17 protein-coding genes are annotated in these 16,445 nt (G+C 58.8%); 3 read left to right on the top strand and 14 right to left on the bottom strand.

Annotation, left to right across the window (positions count from 1 at the left end; genetic code table 11):
- Window positions 1-13: 13 nt before the first annotated feature.
- From MCACP_RS04325 to MCACP_RS04275, 11 genes are all read right to left on the bottom strand, one after another.
- Complete coding sequence (locus MCACP_RS04325) at window positions 14-685, bottom strand: LysE family transporter (RefSeq protein ID WP_406678156.1); 672 nt, start codon at window positions 683-685, stop codon at window positions 14-16.
- A 133-nt stretch (window positions 686-818) separates the two neighbouring features.
- On the bottom strand, window positions 819-2,105 hold the full coding sequence (locus tag MCACP_RS04320; protein WP_406678155.1) for an FAD-dependent oxidoreductase: 1,287 nt from the start codon (window positions 2,103-2,105) through the stop codon (window positions 819-821).
- Window positions 2,106-2,178: 73 nt separating this feature from the next.
- Window positions 2,179-3,186, bottom strand: coding sequence for a sodium:calcium antiporter (locus MCACP_RS04315; protein WP_406678153.1), 1,008 nt, complete (start codon window positions 3,184-3,186; stop codon window positions 2,179-2,181).
- A gap of 231 nt (window positions 3,187-3,417) precedes the next feature.
- Window positions 3,418-4,173 (bottom strand): histidinol-phosphatase HisJ family protein, encoded by a 756-nt coding sequence (locus MCACP_RS04310; RefSeq protein WP_406678152.1) that lies wholly within the window; start codon window positions 4,171-4,173, stop codon window positions 3,418-3,420.
- A gap of 303 nt (window positions 4,174-4,476) precedes the next feature.
- The gene (locus MCACP_RS04305) at window positions 4,477-5,307 is read right to left on the bottom strand and encodes an FAD/NAD(P)-binding protein (protein WP_406678151.1); all 831 of its coding nucleotides are present in this window, start codon (window positions 5,305-5,307) and stop codon (window positions 4,477-4,479) included.
- On the bottom strand, window positions 5,307-6,308 hold the full coding sequence (locus MCACP_RS04300) for a 4Fe-4S dicluster domain-containing protein (protein WP_406678150.1): 1,002 nt from the start codon (window positions 6,306-6,308) through the stop codon (window positions 5,307-5,309). The genes MCACP_RS04305 and MCACP_RS04300 overlap by 1 nt, the downstream gene beginning before the upstream one ends.
- 15 nt (window positions 6,309-6,323) lie before the next feature.
- Window positions 6,324-7,232, bottom strand: coding sequence for a 4Fe-4S ferredoxin (locus tag MCACP_RS04295; RefSeq protein WP_406678149.1), 909 nt, complete (start codon window positions 7,230-7,232; stop codon window positions 6,324-6,326).
- Window positions 7,229-7,666 (bottom strand): hydrogenase iron-sulfur subunit, encoded by a 438-nt coding sequence (locus MCACP_RS04290; RefSeq protein ID WP_406678148.1) that lies wholly within the window; start codon window positions 7,664-7,666, stop codon window positions 7,229-7,231. Before MCACP_RS04290 ends, MCACP_RS04295 begins: the two co-directional genes overlap by 4 nt.
- Window positions 7,657-9,639: a 4Fe-4S binding protein gene (locus MCACP_RS04285; protein WP_406678146.1), complete on the bottom strand. Its 1,983-nt coding sequence runs from the start codon at window positions 9,637-9,639 to the stop codon at window positions 7,657-7,659. Before MCACP_RS04285 ends, MCACP_RS04290 begins: the two co-directional genes overlap by 10 nt.
- Window positions 9,636-10,535 (bottom strand): CoB--CoM heterodisulfide reductase iron-sulfur subunit B family protein, encoded by a 900-nt coding sequence (locus MCACP_RS04280; RefSeq protein ID WP_406678144.1) that lies wholly within the window; start codon window positions 10,533-10,535, stop codon window positions 9,636-9,638. Before MCACP_RS04280 ends, MCACP_RS04285 begins: the two co-directional genes overlap by 4 nt.
- A complete protein-coding gene (locus MCACP_RS04275; RefSeq protein ID WP_406678143.1) occupies window positions 10,532-11,104 on the bottom strand; it encodes a 4Fe-4S dicluster domain-containing protein in 573 nt (190 codons plus the stop codon). The genes MCACP_RS04280 and MCACP_RS04275 overlap by 4 nt, the downstream gene beginning before the upstream one ends.
- Before the next feature lie 158 nt (window positions 11,105-11,262).
- On the opposite strand from MCACP_RS04275, the gene MCACP_RS04270 reads away from it, so the two are divergent.
- On the top strand, window positions 11,263-12,177 hold the full coding sequence (locus MCACP_RS04270; RefSeq protein WP_406678142.1) for a Na/Pi cotransporter family protein: 915 nt from the start codon (window positions 11,263-11,265) through the stop codon (window positions 12,175-12,177).
- Between the two features lie 15 nt (window positions 12,178-12,192).
- Here the strand turns inward: MCACP_RS04270 and MCACP_RS04265 are convergent, their stop codons facing one another.
- The gene (locus tag MCACP_RS04265) at window positions 12,193-13,329 is read right to left on the bottom strand and encodes an NAD(P)/FAD-dependent oxidoreductase (protein ID WP_406678140.1); all 1,137 of its coding nucleotides are present in this window, start codon (window positions 13,327-13,329) and stop codon (window positions 12,193-12,195) included.
- 121 nt (window positions 13,330-13,450) lie between these two features.
- Between MCACP_RS04265 and MCACP_RS04260 the strand changes: the two genes are divergently transcribed.
- Window positions 13,451-13,945: a hypothetical protein gene (locus MCACP_RS04260; protein WP_406678139.1), complete on the top strand. Its 495-nt coding sequence runs from the start codon at window positions 13,451-13,453 to the stop codon at window positions 13,943-13,945.
- Window positions 13,946-14,107: 162 nt separating this feature from the next.
- A complete protein-coding gene (locus tag MCACP_RS04255) occupies window positions 14,108-14,287 on the top strand; it encodes a small, acid-soluble spore protein, alpha/beta type (RefSeq protein ID WP_406678138.1) in 180 nt (59 codons plus the stop codon).
- 48 nt (window positions 14,288-14,335) lie between these two features.
- Here the strand turns inward: MCACP_RS04255 and fliY are convergent, their stop codons facing one another.
- Both fliY and fliM read right to left on the bottom strand, forming a co-directional pair.
- Window positions 14,336-15,472, bottom strand: coding sequence for a flagellar motor switch phosphatase FliY (gene fliY, locus MCACP_RS04250; protein WP_406678137.1), 1,137 nt, complete (start codon window positions 15,470-15,472; stop codon window positions 14,336-14,338).
- On the bottom strand, window positions 15,473-16,444 hold the full coding sequence (fliM, locus tag MCACP_RS04245; protein ID WP_406678136.1) for a flagellar motor switch protein FliM: 972 nt from the start codon (window positions 16,442-16,444) through the stop codon (window positions 15,473-15,475).
- Window position 16,445 lies beyond the last annotated feature (1 nt).

Here is a 16,445-nt window from a genome sequence, read left to right as displayed (position 1 = left end):
CACCTCTCGCTTTTTACAGGCTGATCTGGCCGCGGTAACCGGCCGCAATAAAGAGGATACCTAAAACCAGCAGGAACAACCCGCAGGCGAGGATTAAATACCGGTAGGCCCGCTGGCTGATAACGCGGCGGCCGGCGGCTACTCCGGCAGCAACCAGCGAGTACCAGCCCAGGTCTGATAAAATATGGCCGCTAAAAAAGAGAGCTACCCCACCGGCCCCAAGGCGGGCCGCCTGGGCGACAAAGGCGGCGCCGATGGTTGCCCACCAGAGCAACCAGTAGGGATTGGCCAGGCTGATTAAACTGCCGGCAGCTACTGTACGTAAAACCGGTCGCGGCGGCAGGGCCGGGAGATTATCTTTATCTCCCGGCAGGGTAAACTGGAGCCGGCCGGCCATGGCGCTGCGGATCATGCCTGTTCCCAGCCAAAGCAATACTGCCCCTCCCAGGACGGCTACCACCCGGCTCACCGTGGGATGGGCCAGGAAGCTCCCCAGGCCGAGGAGGAGCAGGAACAGCATAAGTAATTCCAGGAAGCCGTGACCCAGGACCAGGAGAGGGCCGGCGCCGGCTCCCCGCCGGGTACTTTCTTCGATGGCCAGGGTTAACAAAGGTCCCGGCATCAGGGCGCCGGAAAGCCCTACCATGAAGGCGGTCGTAAACAGGGCCAGCAATTCTGCAGTCAAAAGGTTTCTCTCCTCACCAAAATAACTCTATCGCAGGCTGGCATTGTCGCGCTCGCTTCCGACAAATGCCAGCCTGTCATTTTATACTCTCAATAATGGTGGCTCGCCACTAATTTTATTCGGCACTTGGCGCCTATTTCCTCCCTAACAACGGTACAGAAAAAATCCCCGCCAGGTCGGCCACCCTCTTCCTGATAACCTCCCGGTCGGTAGTGTAGAGTGCCAGATTTTGCATGCGCTCAAAATAAACGGAACCGGAAAAGGTAAAACGCTGGTAGAGCCCATCGCCCTTATCTACCTGGCGGCTGGCATAGGCAATTATATCACCTACAGCCAGGGTGGAAGGCAAAACCAGGAGTTCCCTCCCTGCCAGGAGGCGCACAGCGTTATGACCGGCCAGGGTCCCGGTGACAATGGCCTCGGTATGGCCGACGAAGGGACCGGCCTTTTCCCCGGCACAAAAAACATTGGCCAGTCCCTGGACCTTTAATGTATCATCCCGGGGTGCCATGGCCAGGAAGCGTACCGCATTGCCGGTGCCGCCGGCATATGGATCTTCAAAGCGGGCGTTTTCCAGGCCGGCTACCCGGCGCAGGGCTTCCAGGGGGAAAAAGGGAGCCATGAGTTTGGCGTGACCGGTATCCAGGAGGATGACGTTGGCTGCATAGTCGGGCAGGGCATACTGCTGGCAGGCCTTGCGCTGGAGCAGTTCGCCTTTACCCGGCAAATCCGACGGCACCGGAAGGACGGCCACTCCCTTTTCCTCCAGCTCGGACACCAGCCAGGGCGCCAGGGAACCTTTATGGAGCTTGCAGGACCCGCTTAAGGCGCCGCGGCCGCCACCACGCCTCAGGGCCGCGTATTCCTTCACCCCTGCCAGGGCGGAAAGGGCCACACGGCCGCCAAAGGCGGGGCAGCGATAGATGCACATGGCACACCCATTGCCGTAACGGCGGCAGTTGGCCGGCGGCCCCGCCGTACCGGTAGCGTCGATAAAGGCCTCACCGTGGTAAGTCCGTCCCCCCTCGGTACGGACGGCCTGGAGGCTGTTGCCCGCCACCTGGACGGCAGTCACCCGGCTTAAAGTGCGCACCTCGACGCCGGCCTCCTGCAAAACCTGCCGGACCAGGGGTTCAACGCGGGCCACGTCGTAAAGCCAGGCATGACGGTGGCCGGCAAAATGGATGTTGCGGTGCCGGGCAACGTTATCGCAAAGCTCGAACAACCTCCCCCCGCCCAGGGCAATCATTTCCTCCGCCGCCGTAAAGCGGCCGTTATTACGCATAATCCCCCCCACCAGACCGGTACCCAGGAGCATATCCGTTCGCTCCAGGAGGATTACCTCCGCGCCTGCCTGGCGGGCGGCCAAAGCTGCCGCACAACCCGCCCATCCTCCTCCTACCACGATTACCCGGGGCATGTTAAGGTCACCATCCTTCCTGCTCCAGTATACTAAAAAACCCGGCGCCTGCGCACCGGGTTTTTCCTGTCATTTAGCGGATAAAGCCACTAATAACCAGGAGGACAAAGATGCTGTAGAAAGCACCGCCACTTACCAGGGTGTAGGGCGTCAGGTATTTCTTGCGGCTAATCTGGAGGAACACCAGGCCGGCCGAGACAATAGCCAGGATGGCACTGATTAACGCTCCCTGGGTTAACTCCCAGCTGGTCATGGTGATACCCACCGCCGGGATCACCGAACTCTGGAAGACCATAGCACCGGTAATATTGCCCAGGGCCAGGGTATCCTTGCCGCGGCCCACCCAGATGATGCTGTTAAATTTTTCCGGTAACTCCGTAGCTATCGGAGCAATAATGAGGGCCAGGACAAAGGGCGGGATACCCATAATCCGCGCCAGGTCTTCCACCCCGTTGACGAAGAGCCGGGCACCGCCGACAATCAACCCCAGGGACAGAATAACCTGGGCTAAAATAACCGCCGTAGCCGGTTCAGCTGCCTTCCGGGCCAGGTAAAGGGGGTTCAGCTCTTCCCCTTCTTCCAGGGTATGGCCGTTGGTAACCGTCAGGTAAGCATAGATAGCATAGGCTATTACCAGCCCAATAGCGATTATTTGCTTCCAGATGTGGGCCCCCAGGAAAGAAGCCAGGACGGCCACACTATAAACAAGGAGAAAGAAACTTAAATCGCGGCCCATGGTCGTGGTATCCAGGTTCATCCTGGGGAAATTGGGCCGGCGGCTGCGATAGGCAATCACAGCGATACCTGTGATGAAGAAGGCCAGGGTACTGAGCATGAAGGGCGCCCCCAGGATGGCACCGATGCCTATCTCTTCTCCGGCATGGCCGCCACCGCCGAAAAGAATGGCCACAATCGGGATCATGGTCTCCGGCAGGGCGGTACCCACGGCTGCCAGGATGCTCCCCACGGCGCCTTCTGTTAGTTTCAGTTTCTTACCCAGCCATTCGACACCGTTGGTAAAACCTTCTGCCCCTAAAAGGATAACCCCCAGGCTGACTAAAAGCAAGACTACATCCAGCATAGTTTCTCCCCTTATCGTATAATATCTCCTGATTATCAGGCTTCAATGAGGGTAATAAAAAAACCCTCATCGCCCTTGCGGGCGGTGAAGGTCTCGCGCGTTACCTACCAGGCCCGGGCTTGGCAGCCGTGCTGACGAACCTGGTACCGGAATATCCGGGGCTACTCCCCTTGAACCGCAATTTTCTCTATTTTATCATAAAGAGAGTTGGGTCGGCTGTCAAGGGTCTATCTAGTCTATAGGTTCCGTCGCCATCTCCTGGCGGCAGAAAGTGGCCACGCAGGTATAACCGACCCGCCGCAAGAGCTCCCGCGCCTGTTCCCGTTCCCGGGCCACCTCGCCGGGAGCGTGGGCATCAGACCCGATGGTTACAGGGATATTGAGGCTAAAGGCCCGCTCCAGGAGTTCCCGGGCCGGGTAGATCTCCCCCACCGGTTTAAATATCCCGGCAGTATTAACCTCCATGGCTGCACCATGCTTGGCAACAGCCTGGAGGGCCGGTTCGGCCAGCTCCAGCACCGGCTTCCGGGGCCGGTGGCCGTAAATTTTGATCAGGTCCAGGTGGCCGATGATCTGGAAGAGACCCGTCGCCGCGGCCCGGGCCACCAGGTCGAAATAGGTGATATAGAGCTCGTCTATATCCCAGGCGTTAAAGCCCGCCTCCTGGCCCGGGCGGTCGAAATCCCAGTCATTGATGGCGTGGACCGAGCCAATGAGGTAATCCCAGGGTCGGCCGGCCAGTTCCCGCCGGTGGTCTTTGCCGGGCCGGAAGTCCACCTCCAGCCCGGCGCGGACGGGCATCCCGGTTACCCGCTCCAACTCGGGAAAGACGCTGAAATCGAGGCCTTCCAGGTAGCGGTCGTGGTCGGCAAAACCTATTTCCGTGAGGCCGGCAGCTCTGGCTGCTTCTACATATGGTAAGAGGCGTTCGACGGTATGGGGCGGCCCCACATGGGCCAGCCCGTGAATATGGTAGTCTGCTGGCATGGTTAGCTCCTTTTGGCTGGCGCATGTCCCTTCGCCGTTCAGAAGCTGCGCGCCGACAGGACGACGGCTCGGTTCGGACCGTTGCAACGCCGCCTGCGGATTGCCAATGAACAGGCTCCTGGTTCCGCAGGCTTTTATCCTTCTATGAGTCGGCCTTTGTCCCCTCTCAAAGGCGCGCTCAGGCGTCCTCGGCGTCGGCAACGGTAACCTCACCTCGCCTGTCCTGTTACCGGCGCTCCGCTATTCACGGCTCCGGGACATACGCCAGCCCTTTACATGATCGGCATTAACTAAACTTGAGACTTAATACTCGTTCGGCAGCTGCTTCAGCTGGGCCAGGGTGAAAACGGGGCCGTCCAGACAGACGTAGCAGCTGCCCAGATTGCAGCGGCCGCACTTGCCGATGCCGCACTTCATGCGCATTTCCAGGGTGGTAATAATCTGGTCGTCTTTATACCCCAGCTTCTCCATGGACTGGAGGACAAACTTGATCATAATGGGTGGACCGCAAATGATGGCTACTCTCCCCGCCGGATCCGGGTGCAGCTCTTCCACGAAGGCCGGCACAAAACCCTCATGGCCTTTCCAGTCGGCGTCGCCTTTATCCACCGTCACGTCGACCCGGCAGTTCTCCACCTTGGGCCAGTTGTTAAAGAGGTCGTCTTTAAAGCACAGATCGGCCGGCGAGCGGGCGCCGTAGATGATCCACAGGTGGCCGTAATCCTGCCGGTGCTCAATGCAGTAATTAATCAGGGAACGTACCGGCGCCAGGCCGATACCGCCGCCGATGAAGAGCAGGTCCTTGCCTTTAAGGTCCTCCACGGGAAAGCCGTTGCCATAGGGCCCCCGGATGCCTACCGTCTGTCCTTCTTCGGCTTCATGGAGGGCATCGGTCAGCATGCCGACCCTTTTAATGGCCAGTTCCAGGTGCTCCGGTCCCTGGGAAGTAATGGAGAACATGGCCTCCCCCACGTCCAGCAGGGAGAGCATGGCCAGCTGCCCCGGCAGGGGCGTAAAGGGCTTGCCGCTGTCGGTAGTGACGTGGAAAGTCTTGACATCGGGCGTCTCGTCCACGATCTTGATAATGCGCCCCGTCCTGGGTACCAGGGGGTTGACCCGCGCTGTTTCAGCCATTACAGGGTCACCTCCTTGACCTCACGGATTACCCGGGTAATGTCGACATTCACCGGGCAGCGATCCAGGCAGCGGCCGCAGCCCACGCAGGCGAACTTGCCGTAGCGTTCCGGAAAATACTGGAGCTTATGCAGGAAGCGGTTGCGCAAGCGCTCCTTTTTCGACGGCCGCGGGTTGTGGCCGCCGGCCATCCTGGTATATTCCGAGAACATGCAAGAATCCCAGCAACGGAACTTGTAGCCGCTGTTGCCCCGGTTTTCGCCCTGGATGTCGAAGCAGTGGCAGGTGGGACAGAGGTAAGTGCAGGCGCCGCAGCCCAGGCACTTGCGGCTGACGGCCGTCCAGAAGGGGTGCTCAAACATTCCCTGCAGTTTTTCCGTTACCCCGCTTACCTCTACTGCCAGGCTTGTTCTGGCTGTTGCCGGTATATTCTCGGAGCCGGCCTCCGTCAGGAGGGATGAACCCTGGCCCAGCAGTTCCCGGCCTGCCGGGGTGAGGGCTTCCAGGAGGTACCCTTCAGCGACAGGCCACATCTGCACATCTACTCCTTCGGCCCGTCCGGGATCAATACCAAAGGATGTGCAAAAGCAGGTGGGGCTGGCTTCATTACAGGCCAGGGCTACCACGCGGGTGTTTTCCCGCCGCTGGCGGTAAAATTCATCTACATACCCGCGGGTCAAGAAAACATCGTCCATAATCAGGAGGCTGCGGGCATCGCAGGAACGGATACCCACCAGCACCCGCTTTTCCTCCAGGGGGGGGACCTCCGTTAGGCTTGCCTCTTTCCCCTGCACCTGGTAACGGTACATGGTTTCGGTCCGGGGGAAGAAGAGATCCTTGGGGGGCTCCAGGGTATTGCCCTCCCCCAGGGTAAGCTTCCCCTGGCCCACCCAGGGCAGGAAAACGCTTACTCCGCCTTTTTCCTGGGGCACAAAAACTTTCGCTCCTGCAGCCCAGGCCTGCAAGAGTTCTGGTAATTTATCCTTGGCGATCTTTAACATGTCCCCACCTCCCTCCTAGTGGAATTCTTCCGGATCATCGAGTTTATACTGGCCCAGGGGCGGCCGGGTCTCCAAATTTACCCCGGCCTCATATTCGCCAAAGAGCTCGTTCAGGTCTTTGATAATCTTCTTGTTGAGGGTCATGATGGGAATCCCTTCCGGGCATACCCGCTCGCACTCGCCGCATTCGATGCAGCGGCCGGCCACGTGCATGGCCCGGGTAATGGCAAAGAACATATTTTCACTGCGGCTCATCTGCTTGCCGCACCAGCCGGATTGGCTGCGGTCAAAGATGCACTCGCGGCAGTTGCAGGCCGGACAAATGTTGCGGCAGGCGTAACAGCGCAGACAGCGGTCGTACGCACCTGTCCAGAAGGCATAGCGCTCGTCGGGGGACATGGCTTCCACCCTTTCTACCTCGGCGAAACGTCCCTCCGCAACAGCCGCCGCCTCCCGGATGGCCTCCCCGCCGTCCTCCTGCAGGAGCTCGTCATAAATTACCGGTTCGGGATGGGTGCAGTAGCGGCACTTACCGGCCAGGGGTACCTCGCTGCGCCTTTCCTCCCCCATGGCGGCCGCCTGGCGGCCATCCCTGACGCCGGGGCATTTAATACCGATGAGGTAGACCTTTTCCCGGTCAATCTGGTTGTCCTGGAGGAGGCGCACAATGCCGCGGGCGTCGCAGCCCTTAACAAAGAGGGCGATTTTCTCCTCTGTGAGCTTGTAGTCCAGGAGGTACTTGGCCAGGTTATTGGTGCAAAACTCATCCCAGACCAGGCGGCCGCAGTCCTCCGGTTCCGTGATAAAGGCTGGCGGCGACAGGTACCAGAAGGTACCCTTTTCCCAGCCGATCACCATTTTAACCTCGCCCCTGGTCAGTAAGTCCCGGGCCCGGGCACGCATTTGTTCCTGTATACTGCTCATGCGTCATCCCTCAGCTTTCTGTTGGGCCCCAGGGCCCGGATGTCCTCCGTCATCTGGGTGATTATCTCGGCAAAGCGCGGTCCCTCGGAACCCGACACCCAGCGCGCCTGGAAACGCTCCGGCTCCAGGCCCATGAACTGCAAGACCCGCTGCATGAGGAGGAAACGGCGGCGGGTGAAGTAATTGCCACTAACATAGTGGCAGTCGCCGGGGTGTCACCCGGCTACCAGCACGCCGTCGGCACCGCGCTGGAAGGCCCGCAGGACAAACTGGGGATTGACCCGGCCGGAACAGGGCACCCGTACAATACGGGCATTGGCCGGATACTGCAACCGGTTAAGACCGGCGAGATCAGCGCCGGCATAGGCGCACCAGTGGCAGCAGAAGGCGACAATCCTGGGCTCCCAGCCTTTGTCTCCGGCTGCTACAGACATACCGCATCCACCTCCGCCAGTATTTGTTCATTGGTAAAGCCACGGAGATTCATGGCACTCGACGGGCAGGCCACCGAGCAGGCGCCGCAACCCTGGCAGAGGCCGCTGTTGACCGTTGCCACCCGGCGGCTCACCTGCCTGCCGGCCACCCGTTCAGTAATGGTCTTCATGGAAATGGCCTTGTAGGGGCAGATCGGCTCACACATGGCACACCCGGCGCAGATACTTTCATCCACCGCCGCAATCATGGGGTCGGTGGCCATTTCGTCTCTGGCGAAGAGCTGGCAGACCTTTACGGCCGCGGCGCTGGCCTGGGCTACTGTGTCAGGGATATCCTTGGGACCCTGGCAGGCCCCGGCCAGGAAGACGCCGGCTGTAAAGGTTTCCACCGGCCTGAGTTTCGGGTGGGCTTCCTGGAAGAAGCCGTCCTTATCCGCTTGCAGTCCCAGCATTTTGGCCACTTTATCCCATCCCGCGCTGGGAACCATGGCCGTGGCCAGGACGACCATATCGGCCGCCACTTCCACCTGACGGCCGAGGAGAGTGTCCTCGCCGCGGACGATGAGCTTGTCTCCCTCCTGGAAGACGCGGCTCACCCGGCCCCGGACATAAACGGCCCCCTCATGAACAGAACGCTGGAAAAACTCCTCATAGGCCTTGCCGGGAGTACGGACATCCATATAGAAGACAATGGCCTGAGACTCGGGAATTTTCTCCAGCACCTGGTGGGCGTGCTTGGCCGTGTACATGCAGCAGGCCCGGGAGCAGTAACTCTTGCCCTTGGCTTCATCACGGGAACCAACACATTTAATAAAAACCACCGTCTTCGGTTCTTTGCCGTCCGAGGGACGGACAATCCTGCCGCCCGTGGGCCCGGAGGCATTGTTCAGGCGTTCAAAGTGCATGCCGGTTATGACATCGGGGTATTTGCCGTAGCCGTACTCGCCGTAGACTTCTTCCCATTTAAAAAGATCATAACCTGTGGCCACGACAATGGCCCCGAATTTTTCGGTGATAACCTCATCCTGCTGCCCATAGTCAATGGCTTTGGCCGGACAGACCTTCTGGCAAACGCCGCACTTGCCTTTCGTAAACTGGCGGCAGTGCTGGCGGTCGATAACCGGCACCGCGGGCACCGCCTGGGGGAAGGGCAGGTAAATGGCCTTGCGCTTGCCTAAACCCAGGTCGAACTCGCTATCCACCCTGGTGGGGCACTTTTCCCAGCAGGTGCCGCAACCGGTACACTTTACCGGGTCCACCGAGCGGGCTTTCTTGCGGATAGTCACTTCAAAATTGCCCACATAGCCGGCGACATTCTCTACTTCCGCATAGGTCACTAATTGAATGTTAGGGTGCTGCGCCGCAGCAACCATTTTCGGCGTGCTTATTCAAGCGGAACAGTCCAGGGTCGGGAAGGTCTTGTCCAGCCTGACCATGTTGCCGCCAATAGTCGGCTCGCGGTCCAGGAGCATGACTTCATAACCGGCATCGGCGATATCCAGGGCCGCCTGCATGCCGGCAATACCGGCGCCAATGACCAGCGCCCTCTTGGTAATGGAAATGGTACCGGCAAAGAGGGGAACATTACGGCGGACTTTGGCCACGGCCGCCCGCACCAGGTCAATGGCCTTAAGTGTTGCCCCCTCCTTATCTTTAGCATGGACCCAGGCGCACTGCTCGCGGATGTTGGCCATCTCAAAGAGATAAGGATTTACCCCGGCGCTTTCACAAGTTTTCCTGAAGGTGGGTTCATGAAGCCGGGGCGAGCAGGAAGCAACCACAACCCGATTCAAGCGCTGCTCTTTAATGGCCTTGCGGATTAGTTCCTGCCCCGGATCGGAGCACATATACTGGTAATCGGTGGCATAAACAACGTCGGGAAAACTCCTGGCGGCCTCAGCCACCTTTTTGACATCAACTACCGAAGCAATGTTGGTACCGCAGTGGCATACAAAGACGCCGACACGCTTCATGCCGTTTCCCTCCTTGTGGCGGGATGCCGCAGGATGTCCTTGGCCTCAAGTTTAGGGACCGGGTCAACAAAATGGGTGGTCAGTCCCAGGTCTTTCGGTGCATAGCCCAGGGCTATACCCATTAATTCAGTGAAGTAAAAGATGGGCAAATTGAGCCGGTCGCCAAAAGCTACCGCGGCCTGGCCCTGGCGCATGTCCAGGTTTAAGAAGCACAGGGGACAGGCGGTTACGATGCCCTCGGCGCCGGCGTCCCGGGCATGGCGCAGGATCTGGTAGATCATCCGCACCCCGATGTCCGTCCTGGCGGTAGCCAGGCTACCGCCGCAGCATTCGGTCTTGTAGGCCCAGCTGACGGCCTCGCCGCCCAGGGCTTGAATCAGGCGGTCCATGGTCATGGGGTCTTCCGGGTCGTCAAAGGCCGTAAGCTTCGGCGGGCGCACCAGAAGGCAACCGTAATAGGCCGCCAGCTTCAAGCCCGCCAGGGGTTTGACCACCTGTTCCTTGATATTTTCCAGGCCAACCCCATTGACCATGACATCAAGGAAGGCCCGGGTCTTATTGGTAGCCCGGTAATCGCGGCTGATGATTTCACTGATGGTCGCCCGCATACTTTCCGACTCCCGGACGGCGGCCTCAGCAGCCCGCAGGCGATTAAAACAGGCGGCGCAGGGCACGGCTACGTCCAGGCCCTCGGCTTCGGCCAGGGCGAGATTGCGGGCCGGCAGGGCCAGGGACAGGAGGTGGTCGTTATTGTGGGCGGCAGTGGCACCACAGCAGCTCCAGTCGGGGATCTCCCACAGCTCCACCCCCAGGTGCCTGGCCACTATTTTAGCCGACTGGTTATATTCTTTGGCCGTAGCCTCCAGGGAACAGCCGGGATAATAGGCGTATTTCAATGCCGGCCACCTCCTTTAGCCCGCACCCGGGCGAAGATGTTCTTCACCTCGGCGATGTTCTTGATCTTCGCTGGTATAGGACTGATTTTGCCCTTCAACAGCAATGGCGGTGCCAGCATGGCATCCTTAAAGGGCTGACCTGACTGCAGGTTGTACTGGATTATGAGCCCCATCTCGTGGGCGCGGCCGTAACGTTCCAAGCTGCTTAAGAAAGCCTGGTCAAAGATATCTACTTTTTTCTCGTTAATCATCCCCCGGCGGCGAGCTTCCTGGCGCACCGCTTCCATCAACCGCGGCAGGTTGACTTCCCGGGGGCAGCGGGTGTAACAGGCCTGGCAACAGGCGCAGAGCCAGGGGGTATGGCTTTTCAGCGCTTCTTCCCCCAGGCCCAGCTGCAGCAGGCGGATAACCTGCCGCGGCGTGTAGTCCATAGCAAAGGCTACCGGACAGCCGGCGGAACACTTGCCGCACTGGTAGCAGTCGCTTAAAGAGACGCCGCTGGCGGCTTCTACCCGTGTCTTTAGAGCCTGGCTTTCCCGTAAAGCACCGGCTAATTCCACCCTTTCCATTCTCTTCACCCTCTCCCTTGTTCCTGCCAGAACTTGAACGGCCACAAGACGAACTATCTTTAAATATTCTTGCTTCGCGACCAAAATCCTCTTTTGGAATAGAAAAAAAGCCAGGCATAAAAAAAAGACGCCTCACATAAAAGCTAAGGGGTGAAAAAATGCTCTTCCCTCTCCTGCAGTTTGCCGCCGGTGTATGTCTCCTTCTCCTGGGGGTGCAGCTGCTGCGCCGGGGGCTGGTGGCCCTGGGTCGTTCTTATCTGGAAATTATGATCCGCCGGGCTACCGCTACGCCGTGGCTGGGCTTTTTCTGGGGGACGGTGGCCACCGCCCTGGTCCAGTCCAGCACGGCGGTGACCGTCCTCACTGTAGGTCTCGTCGACGGCGGCGTTATTTCCTTCTATCAAAGTTTGGGGATAATTCTGGGAGCCAATGTCGGCACCTGTGTTACTGTTCAGTTCCTGGCCCTTAACTTAGGTAATATTGCCCTGCCGGTTTTAGCCGCTGGCATCCCTTTAATTCTGGTCCCCTCCGCCCGGGCTGCCGGGACGGCCTGCGTGAGTATAGGGTTAATCTTCTTCAGCTTGGATTTGATGGCTACAGCCCTCCTGCCTTTCAAAGACAGTCCCGCCCTCCTCGGCTCTTTGAGCGCCGCCACCGGCGCCTGGCAGGGAATCCTGGCCGGCACCCTGCTTACCGCCTTGCTCCACTCCAGCAGCGTCGTTGCGGGGATGGCCATGGTCCTGGCCGGCCACGGCATCCTGCCGCCCCTGGGAGCCCTGCATATCGTCCTGGGGGCTAATATCGGCACCTGCCTGACAGCCATCATTGCCGCCCTTTTTTCCTCCCGGGCGGCCAAAAGGACGGCCCTGGCCCACTTGGTGTTCAATGCCGCCGGGGCCATCCTCTGCCTGCCCTTCCTGCCCCTAATGCTCCAGCTTCTTGCCTGGCTCACGCCCGACCTGCCCCGCCAGGTGGCCCATTTCCACACCCTTTTTAACCTGGTCTCTTCCTTGATTGCTCTGCCCTTTACCGGCCTCCTGGCCTGGCTGCTGGAAACATTGCTGCCGGACTAAGGGACGGGTACATTATTACCGGGCCAGGCGAAAGATGGCGTAACGCTTTACAAGGTACTGCCAGAGGTCTTCATAAGTGTCCCCGCCGAAAAGGACGTCCACCAGGCGCCGGGCCACCTCCGGGTTGGCCGTCACCAGCCGGTGCACCACCGGCGTCAGGGCATAGACTACCCGCGCAATACGCCAGGCATAGCCGAGGGGTGGCATTATCTCGGCGTTAATTTTCATCGTATAATTTTCCAGACCCTCCTGGCCGGCCAGGGCGGCTGAAATCGCCTCTGCTGCCAGGCGGCCGCTCCTTAAAGCATAGTAAATGCCTTCCCCGGAAAAGGGATCAACCAGCCCGGCGGCATCACCGGCCAGCACCGCCCTGTTTGTATGTAAAGCACCGGCCTTACCGCCGGCGGCAGGGATAACGGCGCCGCGGCGGCGTATCCCATCCGGTATTTTCAGCCCCAGGCCCCGGCAAAAATCCTGGAAGTAGCGCTCCAGTCCCTTGATCTGCCGGGTAAAAGAGCCGATCCCCACCGACAGGTGGTCGCCCTTGGGAAATATCCATCCATACCCGGCCGGGATGCCGCCGTAGCTCAAATGCACCCGGCCACGGTAGGCAGCCAGGACCCTTTCATCGACCGGGATCTCGCATTCAAGGGTTACGCCGGCAGCCGCCCCGGTATTAAAGGGAAGGCTCTTGCGCACCAGACTCCTGGCCCCGTCAGCCCCGACCAGGAAATCACCGTGGAAAATACTGCCATCTTCCCCGCAGACTGTCACCCCGGTCGCCGTTTCCGCCACGGCCGTTACCCTGTAGCCGTCACGGACTGTGGCCCCGGCGGCGGCCGCCTGTTCCAGCAACCAGGCATCCAGCTTTTCCCTGCTCACCATTTGAATGACCGGCTGCTGATAAGTAATGCTAATGGGCTTTTTCTGGCGGTGGTAAAAAATAACTTCCCGGGTGCTATCTTCCCTTAACTTTTCCCACCCAGGTTCCAGCTCCCGCAAAGCTTTGCCTGTTAAACCGCCGCCGCAGGGTTTGTAGCGGGGAAACCTGGCCTTATCTAGAACTAAAACCTTCACTCCCCGGCGGGCCAGCATGCGGCCGCAGGTACTGCCTGCCGGCCCGGCGCCGCAGATTATAACATCATACTTCACGTCTACCTGCTCCTCGAAAACAATTTTTTTAGTAACTTTTTCTTTTAATTATACCTGTATACGGCCCGGGGAAAAGGCCATAATAAAATTGAATTTGGATTTTCCATAAGGAGGATACACCATGACCAAGACAGTAGTTGCCGTCTTCAGCAATGAACAGGTAGCGAAAGAAGCGGTTGAAGACCTGCGCCGGGCCGGCTTTGACAAGGAGATATCCATCCTGGCCCGCGACAAGGGCGGTGAAGCAGGCGGCCGGGAAGGCGCCGGCGGCCTCAACATGGGCGTTGACACCGGCGGCATCAGCGACGGTGTTACCACCGGCGGTGTCCTGGGCGGCCTGGCCGGCCTGGCAGCCGGGGCCGGGGCCATGTTCATTCCCGGGCTGGGTCCCCTTATTGCCGCCGGCCCCATTGCCGGCCTGCTTTCAGGGGCGGCCACGGGCGGCGTTGCCGGTGGGCTGATTGACTGGGGTATCCCGGAAGCCGAAGGCCGGGAATATGAAAACGACGTCCGCCAGGGGAAAATACTCGTTTCCGTCCGTTGCGACGACCAGCGTGCTGAACAGGCCAACCGCATCTTGAAGGATCACGGTGCCGACCGGGTGCGCCTCCACTAGACTTAATAGACTTAAATTAGCAGGCCGGGTTTTAACCCGGCCTGCTAAATTTAAGCGTACCCTTCTCTATTATGGCATCCGTACCAGCAATGTCTTGTATGGTGAGGAGGATATCGGTCGAAGCTAATTGACAGGAGGGCAGTACAAAAAGGAGGCTTGATCATGGCCAGAAGGCGCGGGGTTATGTCCGACGCTCTAAAGTATGAACTGGCCCGGGAGTTGGGGGTATACGACACCGTGGTCAGGGAGGGATGGGGAAGCGTACCATCCCGGCAGTGCGGTAACCTGGTGCGGCTAGCCATTGAAAAAGCTGAACAGTTGGTGATGCAAAATCAGTTGTAGCTGCCCCCGGCCGGAAAGCCACAAGGCTTCCGGCATATTTTTTATCCACTACTGCCGCAAATGGTTGATACGCTCATAGGGGTCCATAATGTGGGTAATCCGGACGCCAAAATTTTCGTTGACCACAACCACTTCTCCCTGGGCGATGGGTATGCCGTTAACGGTAATTTGCACCGGCTCTTCCACCAGGCGGTCCAGTTCGACTATGGCGCCCGGGGCCAGGGTTAAAATATCCCGGATACGCTTCATGGCCGTTCCCAGGATGACCTCCACATCCAGGGGGACGTCCAGGATCAAGTCGATATTCCGCGTTGGTGTTCCATACACCTGCCCCCGGCGCTCATTGGGACCCTTGGTCGGCGGTACCGGTGCGGCCGGTGGGCTGGGTGCTGTTCCATTTCCGGGCTTCCCCGCCGCCGGGGTAGCTGTCAACGGATCAGATGCCGCGGGCCGGGCGCTTTCGCCGTCATCAGGCATGTTATTCCGCGCCGCAGAAATCTCCTCCTGCGCCGGTCCTGCTTCCGGTGCCTGGGGATTCATGAGCATTTCCACTTGAGCTTTAGCTACTTCCAACGGCATGACCTGCATAATCTGGCTGTCTATCAGGTCTTCAATTTCCATTTTAAAATATACTACTGCTATCGCTTGACCCGGGGGCCAGGGAGAAGTAAAGCTTTCGTTGTCAAAGCCAATGGTCAACAAACGGGGCGGGCTGATTTTGACGCTGCGCTGGAAAATGGTCGACATGGAAGTAGCCGCGCTGCCGATCATCTGGTTCATAGCTTCCGCCACGGCGCTGCTTTTAATTTCATCCAGCTCCGGCTGGACATCCCGGCCGCTGCCGCCCATCATCAGGTCGGCAATAATGGCAGCGTCGCTGACTTTCATGATCAGCAGGTTGGACCCCTGCAGGCCTTCGGTGAAGTTAACTTCCACCAGGATATAGGGCACCTGGAAGGAAGAGAAAAGTTCCGCCGGTGTCATTACTGTAGTAGTCGGCGTCGTGATCAGGACGCGTTTATTCAGGATTTGCGACAGGGCTGTGGCCGCGCTGCCCATGGAAATGTTGCCAATTTCGCCCAGGGTGTCCTTTTCCAGGTCCGTTAAAGTTACTTCTCCGGACGGTTGTTCCAACCTACCATTCAATAAGGCGTCAATTTCCTCCTGCGACAAAAAATCGGCCATTTACACCACCTCCGTTACCTGGACGGCAATCTTCTGGCCCACAACCCCGGGCTGCACCTTGAACTTGAGGTGACCGTCAACATAAAGTTCCAGATCTTCGCCCACCACTTTCTCCAGGGTAATGACATCCCCAACCTGGAGCTGGATAAAATCCCGTACCGGCAGCCGGGTACGGCCGCAGTAAGCGGTCAGCTCCACCGGTACTCCGGCCAGGATTTGTTCGATCACAGCCCGGTAATCAGGCCTGGCTTCCCCTTCACCAGGAGCAGCAAGCCAGTGGCTGGCCGACAGGCGGGAAATAACCGGTTCCAGGAGCATATAAGGCAGGCACAGGTTCAACAGGCCTTCCTGGCGGCCGACAGTAGTGCTTAAGGTAATGACGGCCACCGTCTCGTTGGGGGAAATAACCTGGGTAAACTGGGGATTGGTTTCCATGGCTTCCAGTTTCGGCGTAAAACTATAGATATCCGACCACGAATAGCTCAACTGCTCCAGGATACGCCCATTGACGCGCCGCAGGACATGGAGTTCTATCTCCGTCAATTCCCTGCTGAACGCCAGCATTTCTCCCCTGCCGCCAAAAAGGAGGTCAATTATGGGAAAAATAAAATTCATGTTGGCCTGCAGGACGGCTGATCCCTTCAAGGGCTCCAGGGTAAAAACGTTCATCAAGGTCGGCGTCGGCAGGGACAGGATAAAATCTTCATAGGTCATCTGCTCCACCGACACAATTTTTACCTGGATATTGGCCCGGAGGTATGCCGACAGGAAGTTGGCCACCAGACGGCCGTAATTCTCGTGAATCATATACAGGGTACGCAGCTGTTCTTTGGAAAATTTATTGGGCCGGCGGAAGTCATATTTTTTGACCTTTGCCATCGTGTCATCCTTGATGGTTTCCGCCTGGACCTCCCCGCTGGTCAGGGCCTGCAGCAGGGCATCAATCTCCGCCTGGGATAGGACGTCGGCCATT

The sequence above is a fragment of the Neomoorella carbonis genome, from assembly GCF_045278715.1.
Classification (GTDB): domain Bacteria; phylum Bacillota; class DSM-521; order Neomoorellales; family Neomoorellaceae; genus Neomoorella; species Neomoorella carbonis.
This window is presented reverse-complemented; position numbering and strand designations above follow the sequence as displayed.

Bases quoted from the DNA above. Each gene is read 5' to 3' on its own strand.
- MCACP_RS04320 (WP_406678155.1), bottom strand. From the start codon at position 2,105: ATGCCCCGGGTAATCGTGGTAGGAGGAGGATGGGCGGGTTGTGCGGCA.
- MCACP_RS04315 (WP_406678153.1), bottom strand. From the start codon at position 3,186: ATGCTGGATGTAGTCTTGCTTTTAGTCAGCCTGGGGGTTATCCTTTTA.
- MCACP_RS04310 (WP_406678152.1), bottom strand. From the start codon at position 4,173: ATGCCAGCAGACTACCATATTCACGGGCTGGCCCATGTGGGGCCGCCC.
- MCACP_RS04305 (WP_406678151.1), bottom strand. From the start codon at position 5,307: ATGGCTGAAACAGCGCGGGTCAACCCCCTGGTACCCAGGACGGGGCGC.
- MCACP_RS04300 (WP_406678150.1), bottom strand. From the start codon at position 6,308: ATGTTAAAGATCGCCAAGGATAAATTACCAGAACTCTTGCAGGCCTGG.
- MCACP_RS04295 (WP_406678149.1), bottom strand. From the start codon at position 7,232: ATGAGCAGTATACAGGAACAAATGCGTGCCCGGGCCCGGGACTTACTG.
- MCACP_RS04275 (WP_406678143.1), bottom strand. From the start codon at position 11,104: ATGGAAAGGGTGGAATTAGCCGGTGCTTTACGGGAAAGCCAGGCTCTA.
- MCACP_RS04270 (WP_406678142.1), top strand. From the start codon at position 11,263: ATGCTCTTCCCTCTCCTGCAGTTTGCCGCCGGTGTATGTCTCCTTCTC.
- MCACP_RS04260 (WP_406678139.1), top strand. From the start codon at position 13,451: ATGACCAAGACAGTAGTTGCCGTCTTCAGCAATGAACAGGTAGCGAAA.
- MCACP_RS04255 (WP_406678138.1), top strand. From the start codon at position 14,108: ATGGCCAGAAGGCGCGGGGTTATGTCCGACGCTCTAAAGTATGAACTG.
- fliY (WP_406678137.1), bottom strand. From the start codon at position 15,472: ATGGCCGATTTTTTGTCGCAGGAGGAAATTGACGCCTTATTGAATGGT.
- fliM (WP_406678136.1), bottom strand. From the start codon at position 16,444: ATGGCCGACGTCCTATCCCAGGCGGAGATTGATGCCCTGCTGCAGGCC.